Source organism: Mycobacterium saskatchewanense (assembly GCF_010729105.1).
In the GTDB taxonomy this organism is placed as follows: domain Bacteria; phylum Actinomycetota; class Actinomycetes; order Mycobacteriales; family Mycobacteriaceae; genus Mycobacterium; species Mycobacterium saskatchewanense.
In genome coordinates this window covers 2279595-2302644 of sequence record NZ_AP022573.1, presented here as the reverse complement: position 1 = coordinate 2302644, position 23050 = coordinate 2279595, and the positions used below count along the sequence as shown (strand labels likewise).

At 69.9% G+C, this 23050-nt stretch carries 12 protein-coding genes and 1 pseudogene; 10 read left to right on the top strand and 3 right to left on the bottom strand.

The window, feature by feature from the left end:
- Positions 1 to 4: 4 nt before the first annotated feature.
- Both G6N56_RS10510 and G6N56_RS29460 read left to right on the top strand, forming a co-directional pair.
- Positions 5 to 1900, top strand: coding sequence for an ABC transporter family substrate-binding protein (locus G6N56_RS10510; protein WP_163645205.1), 1896 nt, complete (start codon positions 5 to 7; stop codon positions 1898 to 1900).
- A 274-nt stretch (positions 1901 to 2174) separates the two neighbouring features.
- Positions 2175 to 4526, top strand: coding sequence for a PE family protein (locus G6N56_RS29460; RefSeq protein ID WP_163645106.1), 2352 nt, complete (start codon positions 2175 to 2177; stop codon positions 4524 to 4526).
- 12 nt (positions 4527 to 4538) lie between these two features.
- Here G6N56_RS29460 and G6N56_RS10500 read toward each other — a convergent pair whose 3' ends face one another.
- Positions 4539 to 5150, bottom strand: a complete 612-nt coding sequence (locus tag G6N56_RS10500) for a TetR/AcrR family transcriptional regulator (RefSeq protein ID WP_085258220.1) — start codon at positions 5148 to 5150, stop codon at positions 4539 to 4541.
- A 92-nt stretch (positions 5151 to 5242) separates the two neighbouring features.
- On the opposite strand from G6N56_RS10500, the gene mshB reads away from it, so the two are divergent.
- Together mshB and G6N56_RS10490 are read left to right on the top strand one after the other, a co-directional pair.
- A complete protein-coding gene (gene mshB, locus G6N56_RS10495) occupies positions 5243 to 6145 on the top strand; it encodes an N-acetyl-1-D-myo-inositol-2-amino-2-deoxy-alpha-D-glucopyranoside deacetylase (protein WP_085258219.1) in 903 nt (300 codons plus the stop codon).
- Between the two features lie 101 nt (positions 6146 to 6246).
- A complete protein-coding gene (locus tag G6N56_RS10490) occupies positions 6247 to 6705 on the top strand; it encodes a hypothetical protein (protein ID WP_085258218.1) in 459 nt (152 codons plus the stop codon).
- 114 nt (positions 6706 to 6819) lie between these two features.
- On the opposite strand, the gene G6N56_RS10485 is transcribed toward G6N56_RS10490, so the two are convergent.
- The gene (locus G6N56_RS10485) at positions 6820 to 7719 is read right to left on the bottom strand and encodes a PE family protein (RefSeq protein WP_085258217.1); all 900 of its coding nucleotides are present in this window, start codon (positions 7717 to 7719) and stop codon (positions 6820 to 6822) included.
- A gap of 259 nt (positions 7720 to 7978) precedes the next feature.
- Here G6N56_RS10485 and G6N56_RS10480 point away from each other — a divergent pair, with 259 nt between their 5' ends.
- On the top strand, positions 7979 to 10549 hold the full coding sequence (locus tag G6N56_RS10480; protein ID WP_085258216.1) for a bifunctional FO biosynthesis protein CofGH: 2571 nt from the start codon (positions 7979 to 7981) through the stop codon (positions 10547 to 10549).
- A gap of 51 nt (positions 10550 to 10600) precedes the next feature.
- A pseudogene (locus tag G6N56_RS10475) lies at positions 10601 to 11155 on the top strand (maleylpyruvate isomerase N-terminal domain-containing protein); the annotation flags it as partial.
- 8 nt (positions 11156 to 11163) lie between these two features.
- Here the strand turns inward: G6N56_RS10475 and G6N56_RS10470 are convergent.
- Entirely contained in the window at positions 11164 to 11496 is a 333-nt protein-coding gene (locus G6N56_RS10470) for a hemophore-related protein (RefSeq protein ID WP_085258214.1), read from the bottom strand.
- A gap of 515 nt (positions 11497 to 12011) precedes the next feature.
- Here G6N56_RS10470 and fdxA point away from each other — a divergent pair.
- The 4 genes from fdxA (at position 12012) to pks2 (ending at position 23006) form a co-directional block, all read left to right on the top strand.
- The gene (gene fdxA / locus G6N56_RS10465) at positions 12012 to 12338 is read left to right on the top strand and encodes a ferredoxin (RefSeq protein WP_085099779.1); all 327 of its coding nucleotides are present in this window, start codon (positions 12012 to 12014) and stop codon (positions 12336 to 12338) included.
- 47 nt (positions 12339 to 12385) lie between these two features.
- Positions 12386 to 13471 carry a succinyldiaminopimelate transaminase gene (dapC, locus tag G6N56_RS10460; protein ID WP_142280827.1) on the top strand — a complete coding sequence of 362 codons (1086 nt, stop codon included), beginning with the start codon at positions 12386 to 12388 and terminating at the stop codon, positions 13469 to 13471.
- Positions 13472 to 13572: 101 nt separating this feature from the next.
- Positions 13573 to 15936: an APC family permease gene (locus G6N56_RS10455; protein ID WP_085258236.1), complete on the top strand. Its 2364-nt coding sequence runs from the start codon at positions 13573 to 13575 to the stop codon at positions 15934 to 15936.
- A 737-nt stretch (positions 15937 to 16673) separates the two neighbouring features.
- Complete coding sequence (gene pks2 / locus G6N56_RS10450; protein WP_085258212.1) at positions 16674 to 23006, top strand: sulfolipid-1 biosynthesis phthioceranic/hydroxyphthioceranic acid synthase; 6333 nt, start codon at positions 16674 to 16676, stop codon at positions 23004 to 23006.
- Positions 23007 to 23050 lie beyond the last annotated feature (44 nt).

The window sequence follows — 23050 nt, the reverse complement described above, 5'->3', positions numbered from 1 at the left end:
TCTGATCGGCGTGCCGAGACGAGCCCGACGCCTGCTCACCGCGATCGGCGTCCTGGTCTCGTTGGTGGGGTTGACCCTGGCGGCGTGCACGGTCAACCCGCCGCCGGCGCCGCAAAGCACCGACACGCCGCATAACGCGCCCCCGCCGCCCCCGCGGGTCACCCAGATCATCATGGGCATCGACTCGATCGGCGCCGGGTTCAACCCGCACCTGCTATCCGACCTGTCACCGGTGAACGCCGCGATCAGCGCACTGGTGTTGCCGAGCGCGTTTCGGCCCGTGCCCGACCCCGGGACGCCCACGGGCTCCCGCTGGGAGATGGACCCGACGCTGCTCGTCTCGGCGGACGTCACGAACCAGAACCCGTTCACGGTCACCTATAAAATCCGGCCCGAGGCGCAGTGGACCGACAATGCGCCCATCGCCGCGGACGACTTCTGGTACCTCTGGCGGCAGATGGTCAGCCAGCCCGGCGTCGTCGACCCGGCCGGGTATGACCTCATCACCGGCGTGCAGTCGCTCGAGGGCGGCAAGCAGGCCGTGGTGACCTTCTCCCAGCCGTACCCGGCGTGGAAGGAACTGTTCAGCAACATCCTGCCGGCGCATATCGTCAAGGACGTGCCGGGCGGCTTCGCGGCCGGGCTGGCCCGGGCGATGCCGGTCACGGCCGGCCAGTTCCGGGTGGAGAGCATCGACCCGCAACGCGACGAGATCCTGATCGCCCGCAACGACCGCTACTGGGGGCCGCCGGCCAAACCGGCCCTCATCCTGTTTCGGCGTGCCGGCGCGCCCGCCGCGCTGGCCGACTCGGTGCGCAACGGTGACACCCAGGTGGCCCAGGTACATGGCGGTTCGGCCGCCTTCGCGCAGCTGTCCGCCATCCCCGACGTGCGGACGGCGCGCATCGTCACCCCGCGGGTCATGCAGCTCACGCTGCGGGCCAACGAGCCCAAGCTGTCCGACACGCAGGTCCGCAAGGCGATCCTGGGGCTGCTGGACGTCGACCTGCTGGCGGCCGTCGGCGCCGGCAGCGACAACACCGTGACGCTGGACCAGGCCCAGATCCGGTCTCCGAGCGACCCGGGCTACGAGCCGACCGCCCCGCCCGCGATGACGACGCCGGCGGCGCTGGCATTGCTGACCGGGGCGGGGTACACGATCGACTCCAATACTTCGTCGTCGCCCGCGCCGACGCCGGCGAGCACGGGTCCGCCGGAGGTCATCCGCGGCCGGATCAGCAAGGACGGCCAGCAGCTGTCGCTGGTGATCGGTGTGGCGGCGAACGACTCGACGTCGGTTGCGGTGGCCAACACCGTCGCCGACCAACTGCGCAACGTCGGGATCGCCGCGACGGTGCTGGCGCTCGACCCGGTGACGCTGTACCACGACGCGCTGACCGACAATCAGGTCGACGCCATCGTCGGCTGGCATCAGGCGGGTGGAAACCTGGCGACGCTGCTGGCCTCGCGCTACGGCTGTCCGGCCCTGCAGACGACGCAGGTGCCGACGTCGAACATGGCATCCGCGAGTCCCTCGGCGAGTCGTCCGGCCAGTCCGTCCGGCTCCGGTGGGCCCGCCACCACCCCGCCCACGCCGACGCAGACACCGAGCCGCCCGCCCGAGCCCGGGGCGCTGGTGCAGGCGCCCTCGAACCTCACCGGAATCTGCGATCGCAGCATCCAGTCGAACATCGACGCCGCGCTCAACGGATCCAAGAGCATCAACGACGTGATCACCGCGGTCGAGCCCCGGATATGGAACATGTCGACGGTCCTGCCGATCCTGCAGGACACGACGATCGTCGCGGCCGGGCCCAGCGTGCGTAACGTCAGCCTGTCGGGCGCGGTGCCGGTCGGCATCGTGGGCGACGCGGGCCAATGGGTCAAAACCGGGCCGTAGCGGCCAGCCGACTCTGCGCCCAGCTAAATCGATAACAAACATTTCCGTGCCAACCCGGAGCCACCCTCGTCCATGGGCGGCGTGGGCGGAAATTAGATGGCCTAAAAGTAACGGAGGAATTACGGATTCTTCGTGCCGGGTATCCGCGGCGCCAGTTAATGCAAACGGCCGTTTTCACGGTGACATAGCGATACGCTGCCGTCGTCGCGATAACCCGCACGAACGGGCCGTGGGGGACAGCACTTTTTGGAAGTTGTAAGCCGGGGAGGCAAGGATGTCGTATCTGATTGCAGCGCCTGAATTCATCGCCGATGCGGCGTTGAATTTGGCGAATCTCGGTTCGACCATCGGTTCGGCCAACGTGGCGGCAGCGGTGGCGACGACGGGTGTGCTCCCCGCCGCCGCCGACGAGGTGTCGGCGGCCATCGCAGCGCTGTTCTCCCAGCACGCCGCGGGTTACCAGCAACTGAGCGCGGCGGCGACGGCGTTCCACAACTCTTTCGTTGAGGCCCTGACCGCGGGCGCGGGCACCTACGCCGCGGCGGAGGCAAACGTCGTTCAGACGATGGCGGCGGCCGTCCCCGCGCTGAGCGTCGACCTCAGCGGCGGCCTGGCGGGACTGGCGGCCAGCCTCAGTGCCGACGTGTCGGAGCTCAGCGCCGGCCTCAACGTCGCTTTGTCGGGCAGCTTCGGTGGCAGCCTTTCGGGCCTGGCGCCGCTCGGTGCGGCGCTGGCGGCGGACCTGAATGGGGGGCTCAGCGCGCTCGCCCAGACCGGCGGCTCGCTCGCCACCAACATCGGCGCCAGCCTCTCCAACCTCTCGGGCACCCTGAGCGCCGGCCTGCCCGGCCTGCAGGCCAGCCTCAGCGGCGGCCTTTCGGGCCTGAGCGCCCAACTGAACGCCGCGTTGTCGGGCGGCCTCGGCGCCAGCCTTCCGGGATTGGGCGCGGGACTTTCGGGCCTGATTCAGACCGGCACCGCGCTGGCGAACAGCTTCGGCGCGGGGCTGAACGGCCTGGCCGGCAGCCTGGGTGCCGGGCTGAACGGCCTGACCGGTGGCCTGAGCCTCGCGTTCCCCGGCCTCGCGGCCAGCCTCAGCGGCGGCCTTTCCGGCCTGGGCGCCCAACTCAGCGCCGCGCTGTCGGGCAGCTTGGGCTTGGGCGGCAGCCTTACCGGGCTTGGGCCCCTGGGCGCCGCCCTGGCGGCCGACATCAACGGCGGGCTGAACGCGCTGGCGCCTTTGGGGGCGTCGCTGGCCGGCGCAATCAGCGCTGGCCTGCCCGGCTTGACCGCCGGGCTGCCCGGCCTGACCGCCAGCCTTTCGGGGCTGAGTGCCCAGCTGAACGCCGCGCTTTCCGGCGCCCTGGGTGGCACCCTGCCGGGGCTGCCCGCCCTGGGCATCAACCTGCCCGCGCTGGTCGGTGGCCTGGGCATCAACCTGCCCGCTCTCACCGGCGGCCTGGGCCTGAACTTGCCCGCGCTGACGGGCGGGCTGAACGCTGCGCTGACGGGCGCCCTGGGGGCCGGATTCCCCGGGCTGACCGCCAGCCTGAGCGGCAGCCTCGCCGGCCTGGCGAACATCCTCGGTTTCAGCCCCGCCCTGGGCGCGAACATCGCCCTCGCCCTGAACGGGCTGGGGGCTTCGCTCAACGCGGCGCTGAGCGGCGGCCTTTCCGCCTCGCTGGCGGGAATCCCCGCCGCGCTGGCAGCGCTGGTCGCGCCCTTCCAGGCCTTGCTGACGGCGGCCTCACCGGCCGCATTCCTGGCCCAGCTGCAGACGATGGGGTTGGCCTTCAACAGCGCGCTGCTGAATGCGGAGCTCGGTTTCAACGCCGCCCTGCTCGCGCAGGAGGCCGGCATCGAACTTGCCGTCTTCGGCAACCTCGGCAACGACGTGCTCAACACCTTCTACAACTTCTGGAACATGGTGCTGGACACCGGCGAGGCGACCGTCAACAGCCTGCTGGGCATCCAGTTCCCGGCGGCCCTGCTGGCCGGCAGCCTGACCATCGGAACCAGCCCCACCATCGGCGGCGGCCTGTTCGGCGGCCTGCTGGCCGCCGTGCCGACCAAGTTCCTGTGGGACCTCAGCGTCGTCGAGGCGATAGCGGGCGCGTTCATGGGCGGCGGTGGCCTCACCACCGCGCTCGGCGGCGCGCTCAACCTGGGTGGGCTGCAGGCGTCGCTGGGCGCGACCCTCGGCGGGTCGCTGTTTGCCGGGCTCCCCGCGACGGGCGCGGCGCTGGTGGCGGCACCGATTGCGGGCCTGCAGGGCATCGGGACGACCGGGTTTGGCCTGCTCACCAACCTGGCCGGCTCCGAGGCGGCCTTCAACACCAACCTGCTGGTCAACGAATTGAGCTTGGAGACAAGCCTGTTCGGCACCCCTGTCGCATTGAACGGCGCGATCAACCGCTTCTTCAACGCCGGCAACCTGGCCCTGCTCACCGGGGAACAGACGATCAACAGCTTCCTCGGCGGCGGCACCCTGAACCCGGCGCTGAACGTGAGTGGCTTCCTCACCGGGAACGGCTCCGGCGTCTTCAACGGCGGGCTCACCGCCGGCATACCGGGTGTCTTCGACCAGATCCTCGCCGGCGGCGTCGACCTGGCGGGCCTGCTGTAGGAAACAGGCGTCCTAGCCCTTGGACGCCGACGGCTTCGGCGGGATCACGGTGTCCACGATCAGCGCCAGCTCCCGCTTATTCGGCGGCGATCCGGTCAGCAGGAAGTGCTGGTTGATCAGTGCCGCACCGATGCGCGCCGTCAAAGGGGTGATCGTGGCCGGATCGAGGTCGCCGTCCGCGACCGCATCGCGCAGGATCGATTCGACGATCTGCAGGCGGGGCGCCACCACGGCGTCGACGAAGATGGTGCGCATCTCGGGCTCATGCAGCAGCTGGTTGATGGTGGCCATCCCCGGGAAGTCGGTCTTGCCGGCGCAGATGTCGCGATGGGTGGCGAACACCGCCAGCAGGTTGTCCCTGGCCGAGCGGCCGGGACGCAGCTCGGGGGATGGCGGCAAGGTATGGACCAGCGCGGCATGCACCAGGTCCTGCTTGGTGGCCCAGCGGCGATAGAGCGCGGCCTTGCCGGTGTGGGCGCGCGCGGCGATCCCTTCCATCGTCAGCCCGCCGTAGCCGACCTCGGCCAACTCCGCCAGGGTGGCCTCGTACAGGGCGCGTTCAAGGACCTCGCCCCGGCGGCGGCTGCGGCCGCCGGCCGGCGGTGTCTTGGTGAGCTGGGACATCGTTCGATAGTAGCCGCTGGCGTTCCTATTTCGCTGCGGCCTGCGGAAAGAGTGGCGAGGTCGATGACTTTGCTACCAGGTAGGGTGCGTCAATGCCCGAGACGCTTGAGACTCCAAGGCTGCTGTTCGTCCACGCGCATCCCGACGACGAGAGCCTGAGCAATGGAGCGACGATCGCGCATTACACCGCCCGCGGGGCGCAGGTGAGCGTCGTGACGTGCACCCTGGGCGAAGAGGGCGAGGTCATTGGCGACCGGTGGGCAGGCCTCGCCGTCGACCGGGCCGATCAGCTCGGCGGCTACCGCATCGGGGAGCTGACCGCCGCGCTGAACGCGTTGGGCGTCGGCGAACCGATCTACCTCGGGGGCGCGGGCCGCTGGCGCGATTCGGGCATGCGCGGCACCCCCGCCCGGGGTCGTGGGCGGTTCATCGACGCCGACGAAAGGGAGGCGGTCGGGGCGCTGGTGGAGATCATTCGCGCCCAGCGCCCGCACGTCGTCGTGACCTACGACCCCAACGGGGGGTACGGCCATCCCGACCACGTGCACGCCCACACCGTCACGACCGCCGCGGTGGCGGCCGCCGGGGGCACGGACTACCCGGGCGAGCCGTGGGCCGTGCCGAAGTTCTACTGGACGGTCTTCGCGCTGAGCGCATTCGGCGCCGGCATGCGGGAGCTGAGCCCGCAAGACCTGCGGCCGGGGTGGGCGGTCGCGCCGGAGGGCGAGCTCGACTTCGGCTATGCCGACGAGGACATCGACGCCGTCATCGAGCCCGGGGCGGAGGCGCGCGCCGCCAAAACCGCGGCGCTGGCCGCGCACGCCACCCAGGTCGTCGTCGGACCGACCGGCCGGGCGGCCGCGCTGTCGAACAACATGGCGCTGCCGATCCTCGCGGAGGAGCACTACGTGCTGGCCGCGGGAACGGCGGGCGCCCGCGACGAGCGCGGCTGGGAAACAGATTTGCTTGCGGGACTTGGCTTCAGCGGACCATGAGGCGGTAGGCTTACCGAACAGGCAGCCACGGAAGGAACCCTGATGGACCCTGACATGGACCCTAATATGCAGCACTGGCAGGACCGGTTGGACAGCCTGCAGTGGGTCATCGGCTCGATACTCTCCAACATCGACAGCGTTCCGACCTGACCGCAACCGAGGCGCGCACTCCGTCCCTCGAGGACACCGGCGCGACCGATCCCGCCATCCGGTTTGTCGTCTTGGCGCTGCTGGCCGTCGACGGGGTGCTCTCCGCGCTGGCCGCGGCGCTGCTCCTGCCCTCCTACATCGGTTCCGTCCCTTTCCCCATCAGTGGGCTGCTCAGCGGGCTGCTCAACGCGGCTCTTGTCTGGGCCGCCGGGCGATGGACCCGGTCCTCGCGAGTGGCGGCCCTGCCGCTGTGGACGTGGCTGTTGACGGTGGCGGTCATCAGCATGGGCGGTCCCGGCGACGACGTCATTCTGGGCGGCCAGGGTCTGATGGCGTACGGAGCCCTGCTGCTGCTCGTGCTCGGCGTCGCGCCACCGGTCTGGGTGTTGTGGCGCGGCCACCCCCACTAGGTTTTTGCCGTCGAGATTGCGGCGTCGGTCGTGATTTGAGGCAAAAGCACGACCCGCACCGGAGTTTCGGTGGTTTCGGCGGTTTCCAGGGCGGACCTGGCGGCTCTGGGCCGCTCAGGTGAGCGGCGGCAGCGGTGGCAGCGGCGGCAGGAACCCGAGCACCCAGTAGATCTCGGTGTTGACGAAGTAGTTGATCGACGCCGTGGTGGCCGCCCAGAAATTGCTCAGCCCCTGAGCGAACGAGATCTCCCCGGCGAGCCAGTCGAGCGTGTTGAACAAGCCGCTCTGCACTATGGGCTCGATTAGGTTGTAGAAGAACATGATCTGTGGAGCCAGGATGCCCACGTAGGGCACCCAACCGGCCGCATAGGTGAGCAGCTCGAACCCGTATTGCACCCACGGCTCGATCTGCAGGTAGGCGTTCTCGATCGAGGTGGCGATCGGCGCGAAGGCGTTCGCCGCCGGCACCGCGGCCGCGGCGGTGATGGCGGCCGGCGACAACAGCGCGCCGGCCGCGGTGAGGGCGCTGACGCCGCCCGTCGGACCCAGTAATAGCGCGCCGGCCTGACTCGCCGCCGCGGCGCCGCGGGCCAGGAGGCCGGCGGCAGCGTTCGACAGGGCCCCGCCGCCCGCTGCCAGCGAACCGATACCGGCCCCGGCGCCGCTGCCCAGCAGCGGGTGGCCCAGCAGAGCCGTGGCGGGCGCGTTTACCGCGTTCGTCAGAGTCTGCGCGGCGCCAGCCTCGGCCTGCGCGTACGCGTTCGCGCCCGAGGTCAGGGCAGCGGTGAACTGCTGATGAAAGGCCGACACCTGGGCGGTGAGCTGCTGAAACCCCACCCCGTGCGCGGAGAACAACGCGGCGATCTGCGTCGAGATCTCGTCCTCCGCCGCGGCCAGGATGCCCGTCGTCGGCGCCGCGGCCGCGGAGCGGGCAGTGTCGAGCCCGGTGCCGATGCCCACCAGGTCGGAAGCCGCGTTGACCAGCGCCTCGGGGGCCGTCAGCAAGAAAGACATCTCGTACCTCCCTCGGCTCAACCAGCACGATTTCGATGGCGGGATCCGGCGACCGCACGGATCGTAACTCGATCCCAGCAAATTAGCGGGAATGTCGGGAAAATGGTCGGCCGGCCGTCGCGCGGGCGCCCCGCACGGTCGACCGCTTGCCGCCGCGGCCCTGACGCTACTGTTGCGCCTATGGGACCCGCCAAGGTTGCCGATCCGCCGGATATCGGGACCCGCGGATGAAATCCGAGCGTGGGGGAGTTACACCAACGTGCCGCTGACTCCAGACCAGGAGCCCACCGCCCTGCCCAGTCCCCTGTTCCCGCCTCGAGCCAGCGCGTCGGCGATGCGGCGGGTGTTGCGGCGGGCGCGCGACGGGGTCGCCCTGAACCTCGATGAGGCTGCCGTCGCGATGACCGCCCGGGGCGACGACCTCGCGGACTTGTGCGCCAGCGCCGCGCGGGTGCGCGACGCGGGGCTGCACTCGGCCGGACGCCGCGGCCCCGGCGGCGGGCTGCCGATCACCTATTCGCCGAAGGTCTTTCTCCCGGTCACGCGCTTGTGTCGCGACAACTGCCACTACTGCACGTTCGTCAGCGTGCCGGGCAGGCTGCGCGCCGAGGGGACCGGCATGTACATGGAGCCCGACGAGATTCTCGACGTGGCGCGGCGCGGCGCCGAACTCGGTTGCAAAGAGGCGCTATTCACGCTCGGCGACCGGCCCGAGGACCGTTGGCCGGAAGCTCGCGAATGGCTCGGGCAACGCGGCTATGACTCCACGCTGTCCTACGTGCGGGCCATGGCGATCCGGGTGCTCGAGGAGACGGGACTGCTGCCGCACCTCAACCCCGGCGTGATGAGCTGGTCGGAGATGTCGCGGCTGAAGCCGGTGGCGCCGTCGATGGGCATGATGCTCGAGACGACGTCGCGGCGACTGTTCGAAACCAGAGGGCTTGCGCACTATGGCAGTCCCGACAAAGACCCAGCGGTCCGGTTGCGCGCCCTCACCGACGCGGGCCGGTTGTCGATCCCGTTCACCACCGGCCTGCTGGTCGGCATCGGCGAGACCCTGCCCGAACGCGCCGACACCCTGCACGCGATCCGCAAGCTGCACAAGGAATTCGGGCACGTGCAGGAAGTCATCGTGCAGAACTTCCGGGCCAAGCAACACACCGCGATGGCCGCCGTCCCCGATGCCGGGATTGACGACTACCTGGCGACGGTGGCGGTGGCACGGCTGGTACTGGGCCCCGGCATGCGCATCCAGGCGCCGCCCAACCTGGTGTCCCGCGAGGAGTGCCTGGCGCTGCTCGGCGCCGGGGTCGACGATTGGGGTGGCGTTTCGCCTCTGACGCCCGACCACGTCAACCCCGAACGCCCCTGGCCGGCGCTGGACGAGCTGGCCGCGGTGACCGCCGAGGCCGGCTACGAACTGGTGCAGCGGCTGACCGCGCAGCCCAAATACGTCCAGGCCGGCGCCGCGTGGATCGACCCGCGGGTGCGCGGCCACGTCGATGCGCTGGCCGACCCCGCCACCGGTCTCGCCCGTGACGTCAACCCGGTGGGCATGCCGTGGCAGGAGCCCGACGACATCGAGTCCTCCGGCCGGGTCGACCTCAACGCAGCGATCGACACCGAGGGCCGCAACTCCGAGGCCCGCAGCGACCTCGACAGTGCGTTCGGGAATTGGGAGTCGATCCGTGCGCGCGTGCACGAGCTGGCCGCGCACGCGCCGGCGCGCATCGACACCGATGTGCTGGCAGCGCTGCGTTCGGCCGAGCGCAACCCAGGCGGATGCAGCGACGACGAGTACCTGGCGCTGGCGACGGCCGACGGGCCGGCCCTGGAAGCGGTTGCGGCACTGGCGGATTCGCTACGCCGTGACACCGTTGGCGACGACGTCACGTTCGTGGTGAACCGCAACATCAACTTCACCAACATCTGCTACACCGGCTGCCGGTTCTGCGCCTTCGCGCAGCGCAAGGGCGACGCCGACGCGTACTCGCTGTCCGTCGACGAAGTCGCCGACCGCGCCTGGGAAGCGCATGTCCAGGGTGCCACCGAGGTGTGCATGCAGGGCGGGATCGACCCCGAACTGCCGGTCACCGGATACGCCGAGCTGGTCCGCGCGGTCAAGGCCCGGGTGCCTTCGATGCATGTGCATGCGTTCTCCCCGATGGAGATCGCCAACGGGGTGACCAAGAGCGGATTGAGCATTCGCGAGTGGCTCACCGGCCTGCGCGAGGCGGGTCTTGACACCATCCCGGGCACCGCCGCCGAGATCCTCGACGACGAAGTGCGCTGGGTGCTGACCAAGGGCAAGCTGCCCACCTCGATGTGGATCGAGATCGTGACCACCGCGCACGAGGTCGGCCTGCGGTCGTCGTCGACGATGATGTACGGACACGTCGACACCCCGCGGCACTGGGTCGGCCACCTCAACGTCCTGCGCGAAATCCAGGACCGCACCGGCGGTTTCACCGAGTTCGTGCCCTTGCCGTTCGTGCACCAGAACTCGCCGCTGTATCTGGCCGGCGCGGCGCGGCCCGGGCCGACCCACCGTGACAACCGGGCGGTGCACGCGCTGGCCCGAATCATGTTGCACGGCCGCATCTCTCACATCCAAACCAGCTGGGTCAAGCTCGGCGTCGAACGCACGCAGGTGATGCTTACCGGTGGCGCCAACGACCTGGGCGGCACGCTGATGGAGGAAACCATCTCGCGCATGGCCGGCTCGGAGCACGGCTCGTCCAAGACCGTGGCCGAGCTGAGCGCGATCGCGGAAGGCATCGGGCGCCCCGCGCGCCAACGCACGACCACCTACGCCCCGCTCGCGGCCTGAATCGCGCGGGGTGCATCCTCGCAGCGGCGGATGGGTATGGCTCGGTCGTAGGAACGCGAGGGCCCACTGCGCGACCTCGACGACGCCGAGCTGTGGGAGGCGCTTCACGACCGAATGGCCAGGCTCAACGAGATGGCGGGGGCCGCGGACGGGGTGCCGCCAGACACCGACGTCGGCTGGACCGGCCGAACCATGAAGGTGCCGTGGTTCGCCGAGCACACGCGCGAGGAGCTGGTGCTGCACGACTGGGATTTCACCGGCGACAACGCCGAGATGGGGGCGCCCCCGGCTCAACCGTGGATGACGACCCACAGCGTCGTTGCGGTGGGGCGACCGCTGCTGGTCAAGGGGGCCAAGCGGCTGCGGTCGGGGGAACGCGTCGACGCCCGGTTGCGTGTTCCGGACACCGACGACGTCGTGATGCGGGCCGAGGGCCACGACACCAGCATCGAGTTGGCACCCGCCGAGGGCCCGGCGACCATCGAGACCGACGCCGCGGCCCGGGTGCTGCTGTGGGGGCGACGACCAGCGGACCCGGCACGGCTGTACAGCCATGCCGGGTCCGCTGCGTTAGGCCTGGTCCGCCGCTTGTTCAGCGGCTACTGAGTGCGCGCTCAGTAGTTGTTGCAGCTACCCGCCACCGACAGGACGTCGTTGAAGTACGGCGCGGCCTGCGGCATGGCCTGGATCTGCTGCGCCATCTGCGCGCGCTTCGGCGGGGGCGAAGCGAGGAATTGACGCAGGTAACCCTGAGCCAGCGGCGACGAATTCAGCTGGGCGGCAGCGCCCGGGTCCGTCGCGTTGAGCGCAGCGATCACCTGCCCGTAGTTGCACGTCGTGTTGATCACCGGATCCAGGGGATCGGCCGATGCGATCCCGGCAGCGGCGGTCAACGCGATCGCGGCACCGCCGAACGCGGTAGCCAGTTTAGTCAACGACAGCCTCATCTTGTGGACACCCTTCCCGAACTAATGCACCGTCAAATGAACGGCGACGACATTGCCCAGCGGTTGCCGTCTCCCCTTGAGATTACCAGCCCCCGTGAGGTTTCTCCCTCGCAATCGTTATCGGCAACTCGGCTCCGGGTGTAACAATTCCCAGGTCAGACGGCTGTTCGCCGTGGGCGAACGGCCCCCAGAACGGGGTCGACCGGCCGGTTGCCGCGCTCGAAGCGGCGCCGCACGAGCGGTTCGGGGGCCGATGCGCCACAGTTCGGCGCCCCAGCCGCGGTCCAGCCGTCGGCGCGGGTCCGCCACGGTCCCGGGCGGGCGGTCCCGCGAGCCGCGTCGCGGGCACCGCGTCAGCGGTCAATCCGACCCGCGAGCCAGGTGGTTGACGTGTATGTGCAACGTCTAGTATCAGTAACCAAAGCTTTCTCTGCAGCGGCCCGAAACGCCGTGGCCGGCTGAACCAGGGGCCGGCTGAACCAGCCCACAAAGAGCAGCACATGGAGGAGACGTCTGTGACCTACACAATCGCCGAACCCTGCGTGGACATCAAAGACAAGGCGTGTATTGAGGAGTGCCCGGTCGACTGCATCTATGAAGGCGCCCGGATGCTGTACATCCACCCGGACGAATGCGTCGACTGCGGCGCCTGCGAGCCGGTCTGCCCGGTCGAGGCGATCTATTACGAGGACGACGTGCCCGAGCAGTGGAGCCAGTACACCCAGATCAATGCCGACTTCTTCGTCGAGCTGGGTTCGCCGGGCGGTGCCGCGAAGGTCGGCCTGACCGAGAACGACCCGCAGGTGGTCAAGGACCTGCCGCCACAGGGCGAAGGCGACTGAACGGGCCGGTGCCGCACCAGCCCGGGACGCGCGTCCCACGCGGGCGAGTGTCCGAATCCCTGCCGGAATTTCCCTGGGACACCCTCGCCGACGCCAAGGCGTCGGCCCAGGCCCACCCCGGCGGAATCGTCGACCTGTCCGTCGGTACCCCGGTCGACCCGGTCGCCCCGCTGATCCGGGAAGCGTTGTCGGCCGCGAGTTCCGCGCCGGGTTACCCGACGACCGCCGGTACCGCCCGCCTGCGGCAATCGGCTGTCGCGGCGCTGGAGCGCCGCTTCGGGATCACCGGCGTCTCCTCGGACGATGTGCTGCCGGTGATCGGCAGCAAGGAGCTCATCGCCTGGCTGCCCACCCTGCTGGGGCTGGGCCCCGCCGACCTGGTCGTCGTGCCGGAGCTGGCCTACCCCACGTACGACGTCGGCGCGCGGCTGGCACGGGCCGAGGTAGTGCGTGCGGATTCGCTGACCCAGCTGGGGCCGCGGGCCCCGGCGCTGGTCTATCTCAACTCGCCGAGCAATCCCACCGGGCGCGTGCTGGGGGTCGACCACCTGCGGAAGGTTGTCGACTGGGCGCGCGACCGCGGTGGCGTGGTCGCGTCGGACGAGTGCTATCTGGGCCTGGGCTGGGAGGCCGAACCGCTGTCGGTGCTGCATCCCTCCGTCTGCGGTGGCGACCATACGGGGCTGCTGGCGATCCACTCGCTGTCCAAGAGCTCCTCGCTGGCCGGCTACCGCGCCGGTTTCGTCGCAGGGGACGCGGACCTCGTCGCCGAGCTGCTGGCCGTGCGCAAGCACGCCGGGATGATGGTTCCGGCGCCGATCCAGGCCGCCATGGTGGCCGCCCTCGACGACGACGCCCACGAGCGGGCGCAGCGGGAGCGGTATGAGCGGCGCCGCGCCGTCCTGCTCCCCGCCGTCCGCTCGGCCGGTTTCACCGTCGACCACTCGGAAGCCGGCCTCTACCTCTGGGCCACTCGCGACGAGCCCTGCCGCGACACCGTCGCGTGGCTGGCCGCCCGCGGCATCCTGGTGGCGCCCGGCGACTTCTACGGCCCCCGCGGCGGACGGCACGTGCGGGTGGCGCTGACCGCCGACGACGAGCGCATCGCCGCCGCCGTGCAGAGACTCGCCTAAGCCCACCCCGGCTCATCCGCCGCCCGGGAGCCGCGGACGGCAGAATGCTTCGCAGCGTTTCCCCTGTTTTCGGTGCTCAACCTCGGGTAAGGAATGTGGTCGTGACAACTTCGGCGGGCAAGCCACGTATCCCACTGGCGTTCGGGGACATCGCCAAGCGCGTCTTGCTGGGCAAGCCGCTGATCACCGAGGAGCTCGGCGAGGAGAAGCTCTCGAATCCGGTTGCGCTCGGGGCTCTTTCGCCGGATGCGATCTCCTCCACCGCCTATGGTCCCGAGCAGATCCTCATCGAACTGCTTCCGCACGCCGGCCTGGCGGCGTTCATGTTGTTGCTGCCCGTCACCGGCGTCATCCTGCTGATCCTGGTGCTGGTGACGGCGTCGTACCGGCAGGTCGTCATGGCCTACACGCGTGCGGGCGGCTCCTACATCGTCGCGCGGGACAATTTCGGGCCCCGCGTCGCGCAGGTCGCCGCGGCCGCCCTGTTGATCGACTACGTGGTCACGGTCGCCGTGCAGTCGGCCGCGGGAACCGTCGCGGTCGTGTCCGCCATCCCGGCGCTGGGGCCGCACAGCCTGCAGATCACGGTCGCCGTGGTGCTGTTCATCTGCTACGCGAATCTGCGTGGCCTGCGGGAGGCGGGGTGGCCATTCGCGTTCGCGACGTACTTCTTCGTCGTCATGGTCGGCCTGACGATCGTCGTCGGTGTTACGCGCGTGCTCATGGGGGACCTACCGGTGTACGACCCCACGCACATGCCCGGGACCGTGCCGGTCCACCACGCCGACGGCCTGGTGATGGGCGCGACGGTTCTGGTGTTGCTGCGCGCGTTCGCGAACGGTGGTTCGTCCCTGACGGGCGTCGAGGCGATCTCCAACACGGTCGACTACTTCCGGAAACCGCAGGGCCGCAACGCACGGCTCGTGCTGACCATCATGGCCAGCATCCTCGGCTTCCTGCTGGCAGGGGTCGCATACCTCGCGTATGCCACCCATGCCACCCCGTATCTCAGTGAATATCCGTCCGTCCTGTCGCAGATCACCCGCGGGGTCTTCGGCGGCGGGGTCATCGGCAACGTCTTCTACGTGCTGGTCCAGACCGCCACCGCCGCGATTCTGTTCACCGGCGCCAACACCAGTTTCAATGGGTTCCCGGCGCTGGCCAGTTTCGTCGCCGAAGACCGCTTCCTGCCGCGGCAGCTGACCAAACGCGGCCATCGCCTGGTCTTCTCGAACGGCATCATCACGCTCACCGCGCTGTCCGTGGTACTGCTGCTGGCCACCGGCGGCTCGGTCAACGCCCTGGTCCCGTTCTACGCGATCGGCGTGTTCACCGGGTTCTCGATGGCCGGTTACGGGATGACCAAGCACCACCTGACGCATCGGGAACCGGGATGGCGCCGACGGCTGGCGATCAACCTCTCCGCGGCGATCCTGTCGACGATCGTGGTGGGCATCTTCGCGGTGGCCAAGTTCACCGAGGGCGCCTGGCTGGTCGTCGTCATCTTCCCGCTCCTGGTGTTCGCGCTCACCCGGCTCAATCGCGAGTACCGGGCGGAGGCGGCCATCCTCGAGATGTTCCGCACCGATCGTCCCGAGATGGTCAAGTACGCGCGCCACCGGGTATTCGTCTTCGTCAACTCGCTGGACCTATCGGTCATCGAAGCGCTGCGGTACGGCAGGGGCCTGCGGGCCGACGAGCTGGTGGCGGTCCATTTCATGGTCGACGCGGCGTACGCGGCGCAACTGCGCAAGCGGTGGGATCACTTCGACCTGGACACCCCTTTGCGCATCGTCGATTGCCCCGACCGCCGGATCACCCGCGCCGCGCAGCTGTTCGTCGCCAAGGCCCGGGACGAGCACCCGAACACCAACGTGACGGTGCTGCTGCCGCGCCGGACGTTTGCGCCGCTGCTGGGCCGGCTGCTGCACGACCGCACGGCGGACAAGATCGCCCGGGCCGTCAGCGTCATCCCCGACGCCGCGGCCACGATCGTCCCCTATGACGTGGAATCCCGGATCAAGGAGGCGTACCCGAACACCTTCGAGCAGCGCATCGTCGACGAGATCGACAAGCTCAAGGCGTGGGTCTCGAAGGGTGAAGACGACAAAGTCGACGCCTACGAGCACCCCGCACGGCCACCGTCGGTGATCATGGTGGCGGGCCTGATCTCGGGCCAGCGCGCCACAGTCGAGGGGCGGGTCAGCGAGGTCGAGGACGTCGCCCGGGGCAAACGGACCCTTCGGCAGATCACTGTCGGAGATAGCAGCGGCGAGCTGACCGTCACGTTCCGCCCCGGCCACGGTGGCGGCGACATCCAGCCCGGCCAGCTGCTGCGGATCACCGGCAAGGCCCGCCAAACGGGCAACCGCCCGATGTGCATGCTCGACCCGGTTTATCACGTGGTCGAGGACCCGGCTAAGGCCGACGAGTCCGGGCAGGCGGAGCGAGCCGAGAAGGCCTGATCATCGCCGAGCTACCTCGTCATTGACGGTGGGCATGGCGGAAAAGTGTGTTTTCAGTTGTGGCGCAGCGAATCTCCGGCTATTCCCCATCACGGCGTGTCGCCCGGCGCGTCGTCGCCGCCACTCGCGCGGCGCCGATCACCGCATTGCCGGATTTCCAACGGAGGCGTATCGTGCCGACCGCGCCAGCGCTCAGCCGGCCGCCGGTCCGGGAGATCCCCCCGAATTCGACTGATCGCCAGGAATTTTCGGTATGCCCGAGTCATCGGGTACGGCGCAAGGGTGGCCCTGGGAGTCTGCCGCTCGGTCGGATGGCCCGCCTTTCCGAGGTTCTCTCCGAGTTCCTTTGCCAGCAAAGGACTTAACGCCGTTAATGCAGCACGTGCTGCCGACACCGCCGGAAAGCTCTAGCGAATCCCGACCCTTGGCGGTCTTGGCCGAACCGCGCGGCGAGCTGGGTGTGGCTGAACGAAGTGTTTGCCAGCGTCGGCGCCAAGTTGTGGAATTCCTCACTCGCAACACAGTTTTCACGTCGCCCTAATCGGCCGGCTCGCTGAGTTGCGGTACGTTCGTACCGTCGAGCCGGCGTCGTTGGTCGGTATGCTGACACCTGCACATCAACTTCCGAGCCCGGATGCATGCGAGATGGTGCGCGCCGATGCGCACGGGGCTGCGCTGAGCATTCGCACGGCCGTCGGATGCCCAATGCCGTTGGGCGAGAACAGGGGGCTCCCACATTGCGCGCCGCAAACGCCACACCCGTTGCCGTCATCGGTATGGCCTGCCGACTTCCCGGCGGGATCGATTCCCCGCAACGATTGTGGGACGCGCTGCTGCGCGGCGACGACTTCGTCGGTGAGATCCCCCTCGAGCGGTGGGACGCGGACAAGTTCTATGACCCCGAGCCCGGCGTCCCCGGCCGGTCGGTCACACGGTGGGGTGCCTTCCTCGACGATGTGGGGGGCTTCGACTGTGACTTCTTCGGGATGACCGAACGCGAGGCGATCGCGATCGACCCCCAGCACCGCCTGTTGTTGGAATCGTCATGGGACGCCATCGAGCACGCCGGCCTCGATCCGGCCTCGTTGGCCCGGTCGCAGACCGGCGTCTTCGTGGGCCTCACCCATGGCGACTACGAGCTGCTGACCGCCGAGATCGGCGCCGCCGAGGGACCGTACGGATTCGCCGGCACCAGTCCCAGCCTCGCGTCCGGGCGCGTGGCGTACGCGCTGGGCCTGCACGGTCCGGCCTTCACGGTGGACACGGCCTGCTCGTCCGGATTGATGGCGGTGCACCAGGCGTGCGGCAGCCTGGACAGCGGTGAAAGCGACCTCGCGCTGGCCGGCGGCGTCGTGGTGACCCTGGAACCCCGCAAGTCGATCACCGGCTCTCTGCAGGGCATGCTGTCACCCACCGGCAAGTGCCACGCGTTCGACGCGGCGGCGGACGGGTTCGTCTCGGGCGAGGGCTGCGTCGTTCTGCTGCTCAAGCGGTTGGCGGACGCGCAACGCGACGGCGACCGTGTCCTGGCGGTTCTGCGCGGCACGGCGGCCAACCAGGACGGCCGCACCGTCAACATCGCGACGCCCTCGGAGACCGCGCAGGTGGCCGTCTACCGGGACGCGCTGGCCGCCGCGGGCGTGGAGCCCTCGACGATCGGTCTGGTCGAAGCCCACGGGACCGGGACCCCGGTCGGTGATCCGATCGAGTACGCGAGCCTGGCCGCCGTGTACGGGGCAGAAGGCCCGTGCGCACTCGGATCGGTGAAGACCAACTTCGGCCACATGCAGTCCACGTCGGGGGCGCTGGGGCTGATGAAGGCCATCCTCGCGCTCCAGCACGGCGTGGTTCCGCAGAACCTGCACTTCACCCGGCTGCCCGATCAGCTGGCCGAGATCAAGACGGAACTTTTTGTGCCGCAGGACAACACGCCGTGGCCCACCAACGGTCACCACCCGCGGCGTGCCGCCGTGTCGTCCTACGGGCTGTCCGGCACCAACGTGCACGCCATTCTCGAACAGGCCCCTCCCCTCGACGAGCCGGAGGTGCCGGCAGAAGGCGGGCCGCTGCTTTTTCCCGTCTCCGCGACCTCGGCCGAGCAGTTGCGGGTCACCGCCGCCCGCCTGGCGGACTGGGTCGACGACTTCCAAGGCGCCGGTGGCGCGGCCCTGCGCGATCTGGGTTACACGCTGGCGCGGCGCCGTGCACACCGGCCGGTGCGAACGGTATTGGCGGCCAGTGACTTTGGCGAGCTGAGCAAGGCCCTGCGGGAAGTGGCCGACAGCGACATCCCGTTCGAGTCGGCCGTCGGCCAGGATGACCGCGGCCCCGTGTGGGTGTTCTCCGGCCAGGGTTCACAGTGGTCGAAGATGGGCGCCGAGCTGCTGGCCACCGAGCCGGTGTTCGCGGCGACCATCTCCGCGATCGAGCCGGTGATCGCCGAGGAATCCGGCTTCTCGGTGACCGAGGCCATGACGGCGCCCGAGACGGTCACCGGTATCGACCGCGTGCAGCCGACCATCTTCGCGATGCAGGTCGCCCTCGCCGAGACGATGAAGTCCTACGGGGTGCGCCCCGGGGCGGTCATCGGGCATTCGCTCGGTGAGTCCGCGGCCGCCGTGGTCGCCGGAGCGCTCTCGCTCGAGGACGGGCTGCGCGTCATCTGCCGGCGCTCACGGCTGATGAAGCGGATCTCCGGTAGTGGCGCCATGGCGTCGGTGGAACTGCCGGGCCAGCAAGTGCTTTCGGAGCTGTCCATTCGCGGGGTGTCCGACGTGGTGCTGTCCGTGGTGGCCTCGCCGACGTCGACCGTCGTCGGCGGCGACACCCAGACGATCCGCGACCTGGTCGCGGCCTGGCAGGAGCAGGACGTGATGGCCCGCGAGGTGGCCGTGGACGTCGCCTCGCACTCGCCGCAGGTGGACCCCATCCTCGACGAGCTCGTCGAGGCCCTCGCCGACCTCCAGCCCCGGACGCCGGAGGTGCCGTACTACTCGGCGACGCTGTGGAACCCCAAGGAACGCCCCGAGTTCGACGCGGACTACTGGGCGGAAAACCTGCGCTACACCGTGCGGTTCGCAGCGGCCGTCCAGGCGGCCCTCAAGGACGGGTTCCGGGTCTTCGGTGAGCTCGCGCCGCATCCGCTGCTCACCCACGCCGTCGAGCAGAACGCGGCGAGCCTGGACATGCCGATCGCCGCGCTGGCGGCCATGCGGCGCGAGCAGGAGGTGCCGTTCGGCCTGCGCGGCTTCGTCGCCGACGTCCACAGCGCCGGGGCCGTGGTCGACTTCTCGGTCCAATACCCCTCCGGTCGCCTGCTGGACGCGCCGCTGCCCACCTGGACCCACCGCGACCTCCTGCTGAGCCGCGAGTCGCTCGATCAGACGCGCGGCACGGCGGTGCAGACCGTGCACCCGCTGCTCGGCGCGCACGTGCACCTGCACGAGGAGCCGGAGCGCCATGTCTGGCAGGGCGAGATCGGCACCGAGGCGCACCCGTGGCTCGGTGACCACCAAATCCACCGTGTCGCGGCCCTTCCCGGCGCCGCGTACTGCGAGATGGCGCTCGCAGCGGCCAGCGCGACCCTCGGCGAGGGCTCGGAGGTCCGCGACATCAAGTTCGAGCAGACGCTGCTGCTCGACGACCACACTCGGGCGTCGTCGTCGGCCACGGTCGCCGCGCCGGGCGTCCTCGAGTTCACCGTGGAAACCAACGAGGAGGGCGAACGCATCCGGCGGGCGAGCGCCGTCCTGCACTCCGCGAACCAGGCGGAAGCGGAGGAGCAACAGCCGCCCGCCCATGACCTGGACACGCTGATCGCCGCGCACCCATCCCGCGTGGATGGCGCCGAGCTACGGAAAGCCTTCGACGCCGTGGGCATTCAGTACGGACCGGCCTTCGCGGGACTGGCCGCGACGCGGACCGCCGAGGGCGAGGTCACGACGGTGCTCGCGGAGGTGGCGCTGCCGCCGACGATCCGCTCGCAGCAGATCGCCTACGCCACCCACCCGGCCCTGCTGGACGCGTGCTTCCAGTCGGTCATCGTCCACCCCGAGGTGCAGAGGGCGGGCGCAGGCGGCCTGCTCCTGCCGGTGGGCGTGCGCCGGCTGCGCAACTACCGGTCGACACGCAACGCGCACTACTGCCTGACCCGGATCACGTCGTCGCGTCCCGGCGAGTGCGTGGCCGACCTGGAGGTGCTCGACCAGGCCGGAACGGTGTTGTTGACCGTCGAGGGTCTGCGCATGGCCGGCGGGGCCTCCGGGCACGAGCAGGACCAGCGGGTACTCAACGAGCGGTTGCTGACCATCGAATGGGAGCCGCGCGACCTGCCGGAAACGCCGGCGAACGAGCCGGGATCCTGGCTGCTGCTTGACGCGTCCGACGGGGCCGACCCGTTCGCGACGCAGCTCGCCGAAGCACTGGAAACCTCTGGCGCTCAATGCGCGACGGCGTCGTTGCCGCTGGGATCGGGCGACACCGATCGGCTGCGATCGCTGCTGTCCGGGCGCGGCGCGGTCGCCTCCAACGGTCACGGCGCGGCCCACGCGGTCTTGAAAGGCCTGACCGGCGTCGTCGTGCTGGCGGCGCCATCGGGTGAGGGCGCCGACCGGCTGCGCCGCGGCCGGGACCACGTGTCCCACGTGGTGGCCGTCGCGCGCGAGCTCTCCGAGCTGCCCGGCCAGGCGCCCCGGCTGTTCGTGGTCACCAGGAACGCCGCCACGGTCGCCACCGGCGATGTGGCGAACCTCGAGCAGGCCGGGCTGCGCGGCGTGCTCCGAGTGATAGACGCCGAGCATCCGCATCTGAGTGCCACCCAGATCGACCTCGACGCGGCAACCGAACCCGCTCGTGTCGCCGCACAATTGGCGAGCGGCTCGGACGAGGACGAGACCGCCTGGCGCGGCGGCGAGTGGTACACGGCTCGGCTGCGGCCCGGCCCGCTGCGCCCGGCCGAACGCCGCACCGCGGTGGTCACCCACGACCGTGACGGCACGCGGCTGCGCATCCGGATCCCCGGTGACCTCGAATCGCTCGAGTTCACCGCCTTCGACCGGGTACCGCCCGGACCGGGTGAGATCGAGGTCGCGGTCACCGCGTCGACCATCAACTTCGCCGACGTCCTCGTCGCCTTCGGCCGGTATCCCACCTTCGAGGGCTTCCAGCAGCAGCTGGGCGGCGACTTCGCCGGCGTGGTGACCGCCGTCGGACCCGACGTCACCGAACACAAGATCGGCGACCACGTCGGCGGCATGTCCCGCAACGGGTGCTGGGGCACCTTCGTCATCGCCGACGCCGAGCACGCGGTGGCCTTACCCCCCGAGGTGCCGCTGCGGGACGCCGCCGCGGTGCCCACCGCGTCGGCAACCGCGTGGTACAGCCTGCACGATCTGGCCCGCATCTCGCCCGACGACAAGGTGCTCGTGCACTCCGGCACCGGCGGCGTCGGGCAGGCCGCGATCGCGATCGCGCGGGCCGTGGGTTGCGAGATCTTCGCCACCGCGGGCAGCCCGGAGCGGCGGCAGTTGCTGCGCGACATGGGGATCGAGCACGTCTACGACTCGCGCAGCACTGACTTTGCCGACGAGATCCGCCGGGACACCGACGGACACGGCGTCGACGTGGTGCTCAACTCGCTGCCGGGTGCGGCGCAGCGCGCCGGCATCGACCTGCTGGCCTTCGGCGGTCGCTTCATCGAGCTGGGCAAGCGCGACATCTATCGGGACACCCGCCTCGGGCTGTTCCCGTTCCGGCGCAACCTGTCGATGTTTGCCGTCGACCTCGCGCTGCTCACCTACACGCACCCGCGGACCCTGCGGCGCCTGCTGGAAACCGTGTACGAACGCACGGCATCCGGCGAGCTCCCGCTGCCGAAGACGACGCATTACCCGATCCACGACGCGGCCGCGGCGGTCCGCCTCGTGGCCGGGGCGGGGCACACCGGCAAGGTGGTGCTCGACGTGCCGCAAGCGGGAAGCAGCGTGGCCGTGGTGCCACCCGAGCAGGTGCGGCCCTTCCGGTCCGACGGCGCCTACATTGTCACCGGCGGCATCGGGGGACTGGGGTTGTTCCTCGCCGGCGAGATGGCGTCGCGCGACGGCGCGGCCGGTTGTGGGCGGATCGTCCTCAACTCCCGCTCGGCGCCCGACGAGGGGGCACAGGAAGCCATCGAGCGGCTTCGCGCCGCCGGCGCCGACATCCAGGTGGAGTGCGGTGACATCGCCGATCCGGGCACCGCCCGCCGCTTGGTGGAATGCGCGACCGCGTCGGGGTTGCCAGTGCGCGGCGTGCTGCACGGGGCGGCCGTGGTCGAGGACGCAACGCTCACCAACGTCAGCGACGAGCTGATCGACCGGTGTTGGGCGCCAAAGGTTTACGGGGCGTGGAACCTGCACGAGGCAACGGCGGGCCAGCCGCTGGACTGGTTCTGCTCGTTCTCGTCGGCCGCCGCGCTGGTCGGCTCGCCGGGGCAGGGCGCCTACGCCGCGGCCAATAGCTGGCTGGACGGGTTCGCCCACTGGCGGCGCGCGCAGGGGCTGCCGTGCACCGCGATCGCGTGGGGGGCGTGGTCGGAGGTCGGGCGCGCCACCGCCCTGGCCGAGGGAGCCGGCGTTGCGATCAAGCCGGCCGAGGGCTACCGCGCGTTCGAGACGCTGCTGCGCTACGACCGTCCGTACGCGGGTTATGCGCCGATCATGGGCACACCGTGGCTGACGGCGTTCGCCCAGCGCAGCCGGTTCGCCGAGGCGTTCCAGTCGATGAGTCAGGGTAAACGGGACACCGGAAAGTTCCTCGCCGAACTGAAAGCCCTGCCCCGCGAGGAATGGCCGAGCGCGATCCGCCGGCTGGTATCCGGTCAGATCAGCCTGCTGCTGCGGCGCACGATCGATCCGGACCGGCCGCTGTCGGATTACGGGCTCGACTCGCTCGGCAACTTGGAGCTGCGCACCCGCATCGAGACCGAGACAGGTGTGCGCATCAGCCCCACGAAGATCACCACCGTGCGCGGCCTCGCGGACCACTTGTGCGACGAATTGGTCGATCTGGAAGCCGCAACGGCGGCGTCCTGATCGCGGCATGCCGTGATCGTTTGGGGGAACTGGAGTTGAGGGAG

Excerpts from the sequence above, each read along its gene's own strand:
- G6N56_RS10470 (WP_085258214.1), bottom strand. The coding sequence starts at position 11,496 with ATGAGGCTGTCGTTGACTAAACTGGCTACCGCGTTCGGCGGTGCCGCG.
- G6N56_RS29460 (WP_163645106.1), top strand. The coding sequence starts at position 2,175 with ATGTCGTATCTGATTGCAGCGCCTGAATTCATCGCCGATGCGGCGTTG.
- G6N56_RS10500 (WP_085258220.1), bottom strand. The coding sequence starts at position 5,150 with ATGTCCCAGCTCACCAAGACACCGCCGGCCGGCGGCCGCAGCCGCCGC.
- G6N56_RS10485 (WP_085258217.1), bottom strand. The coding sequence starts at position 7,719 with ATGTCTTTCTTGCTGACGGCCCCCGAGGCGCTGGTCAACGCGGCTTCC.
- mshB (WP_085258219.1), top strand. The coding sequence starts at position 5,243 with ATGCCCGAGACGCTTGAGACTCCAAGGCTGCTGTTCGTCCACGCGCAT.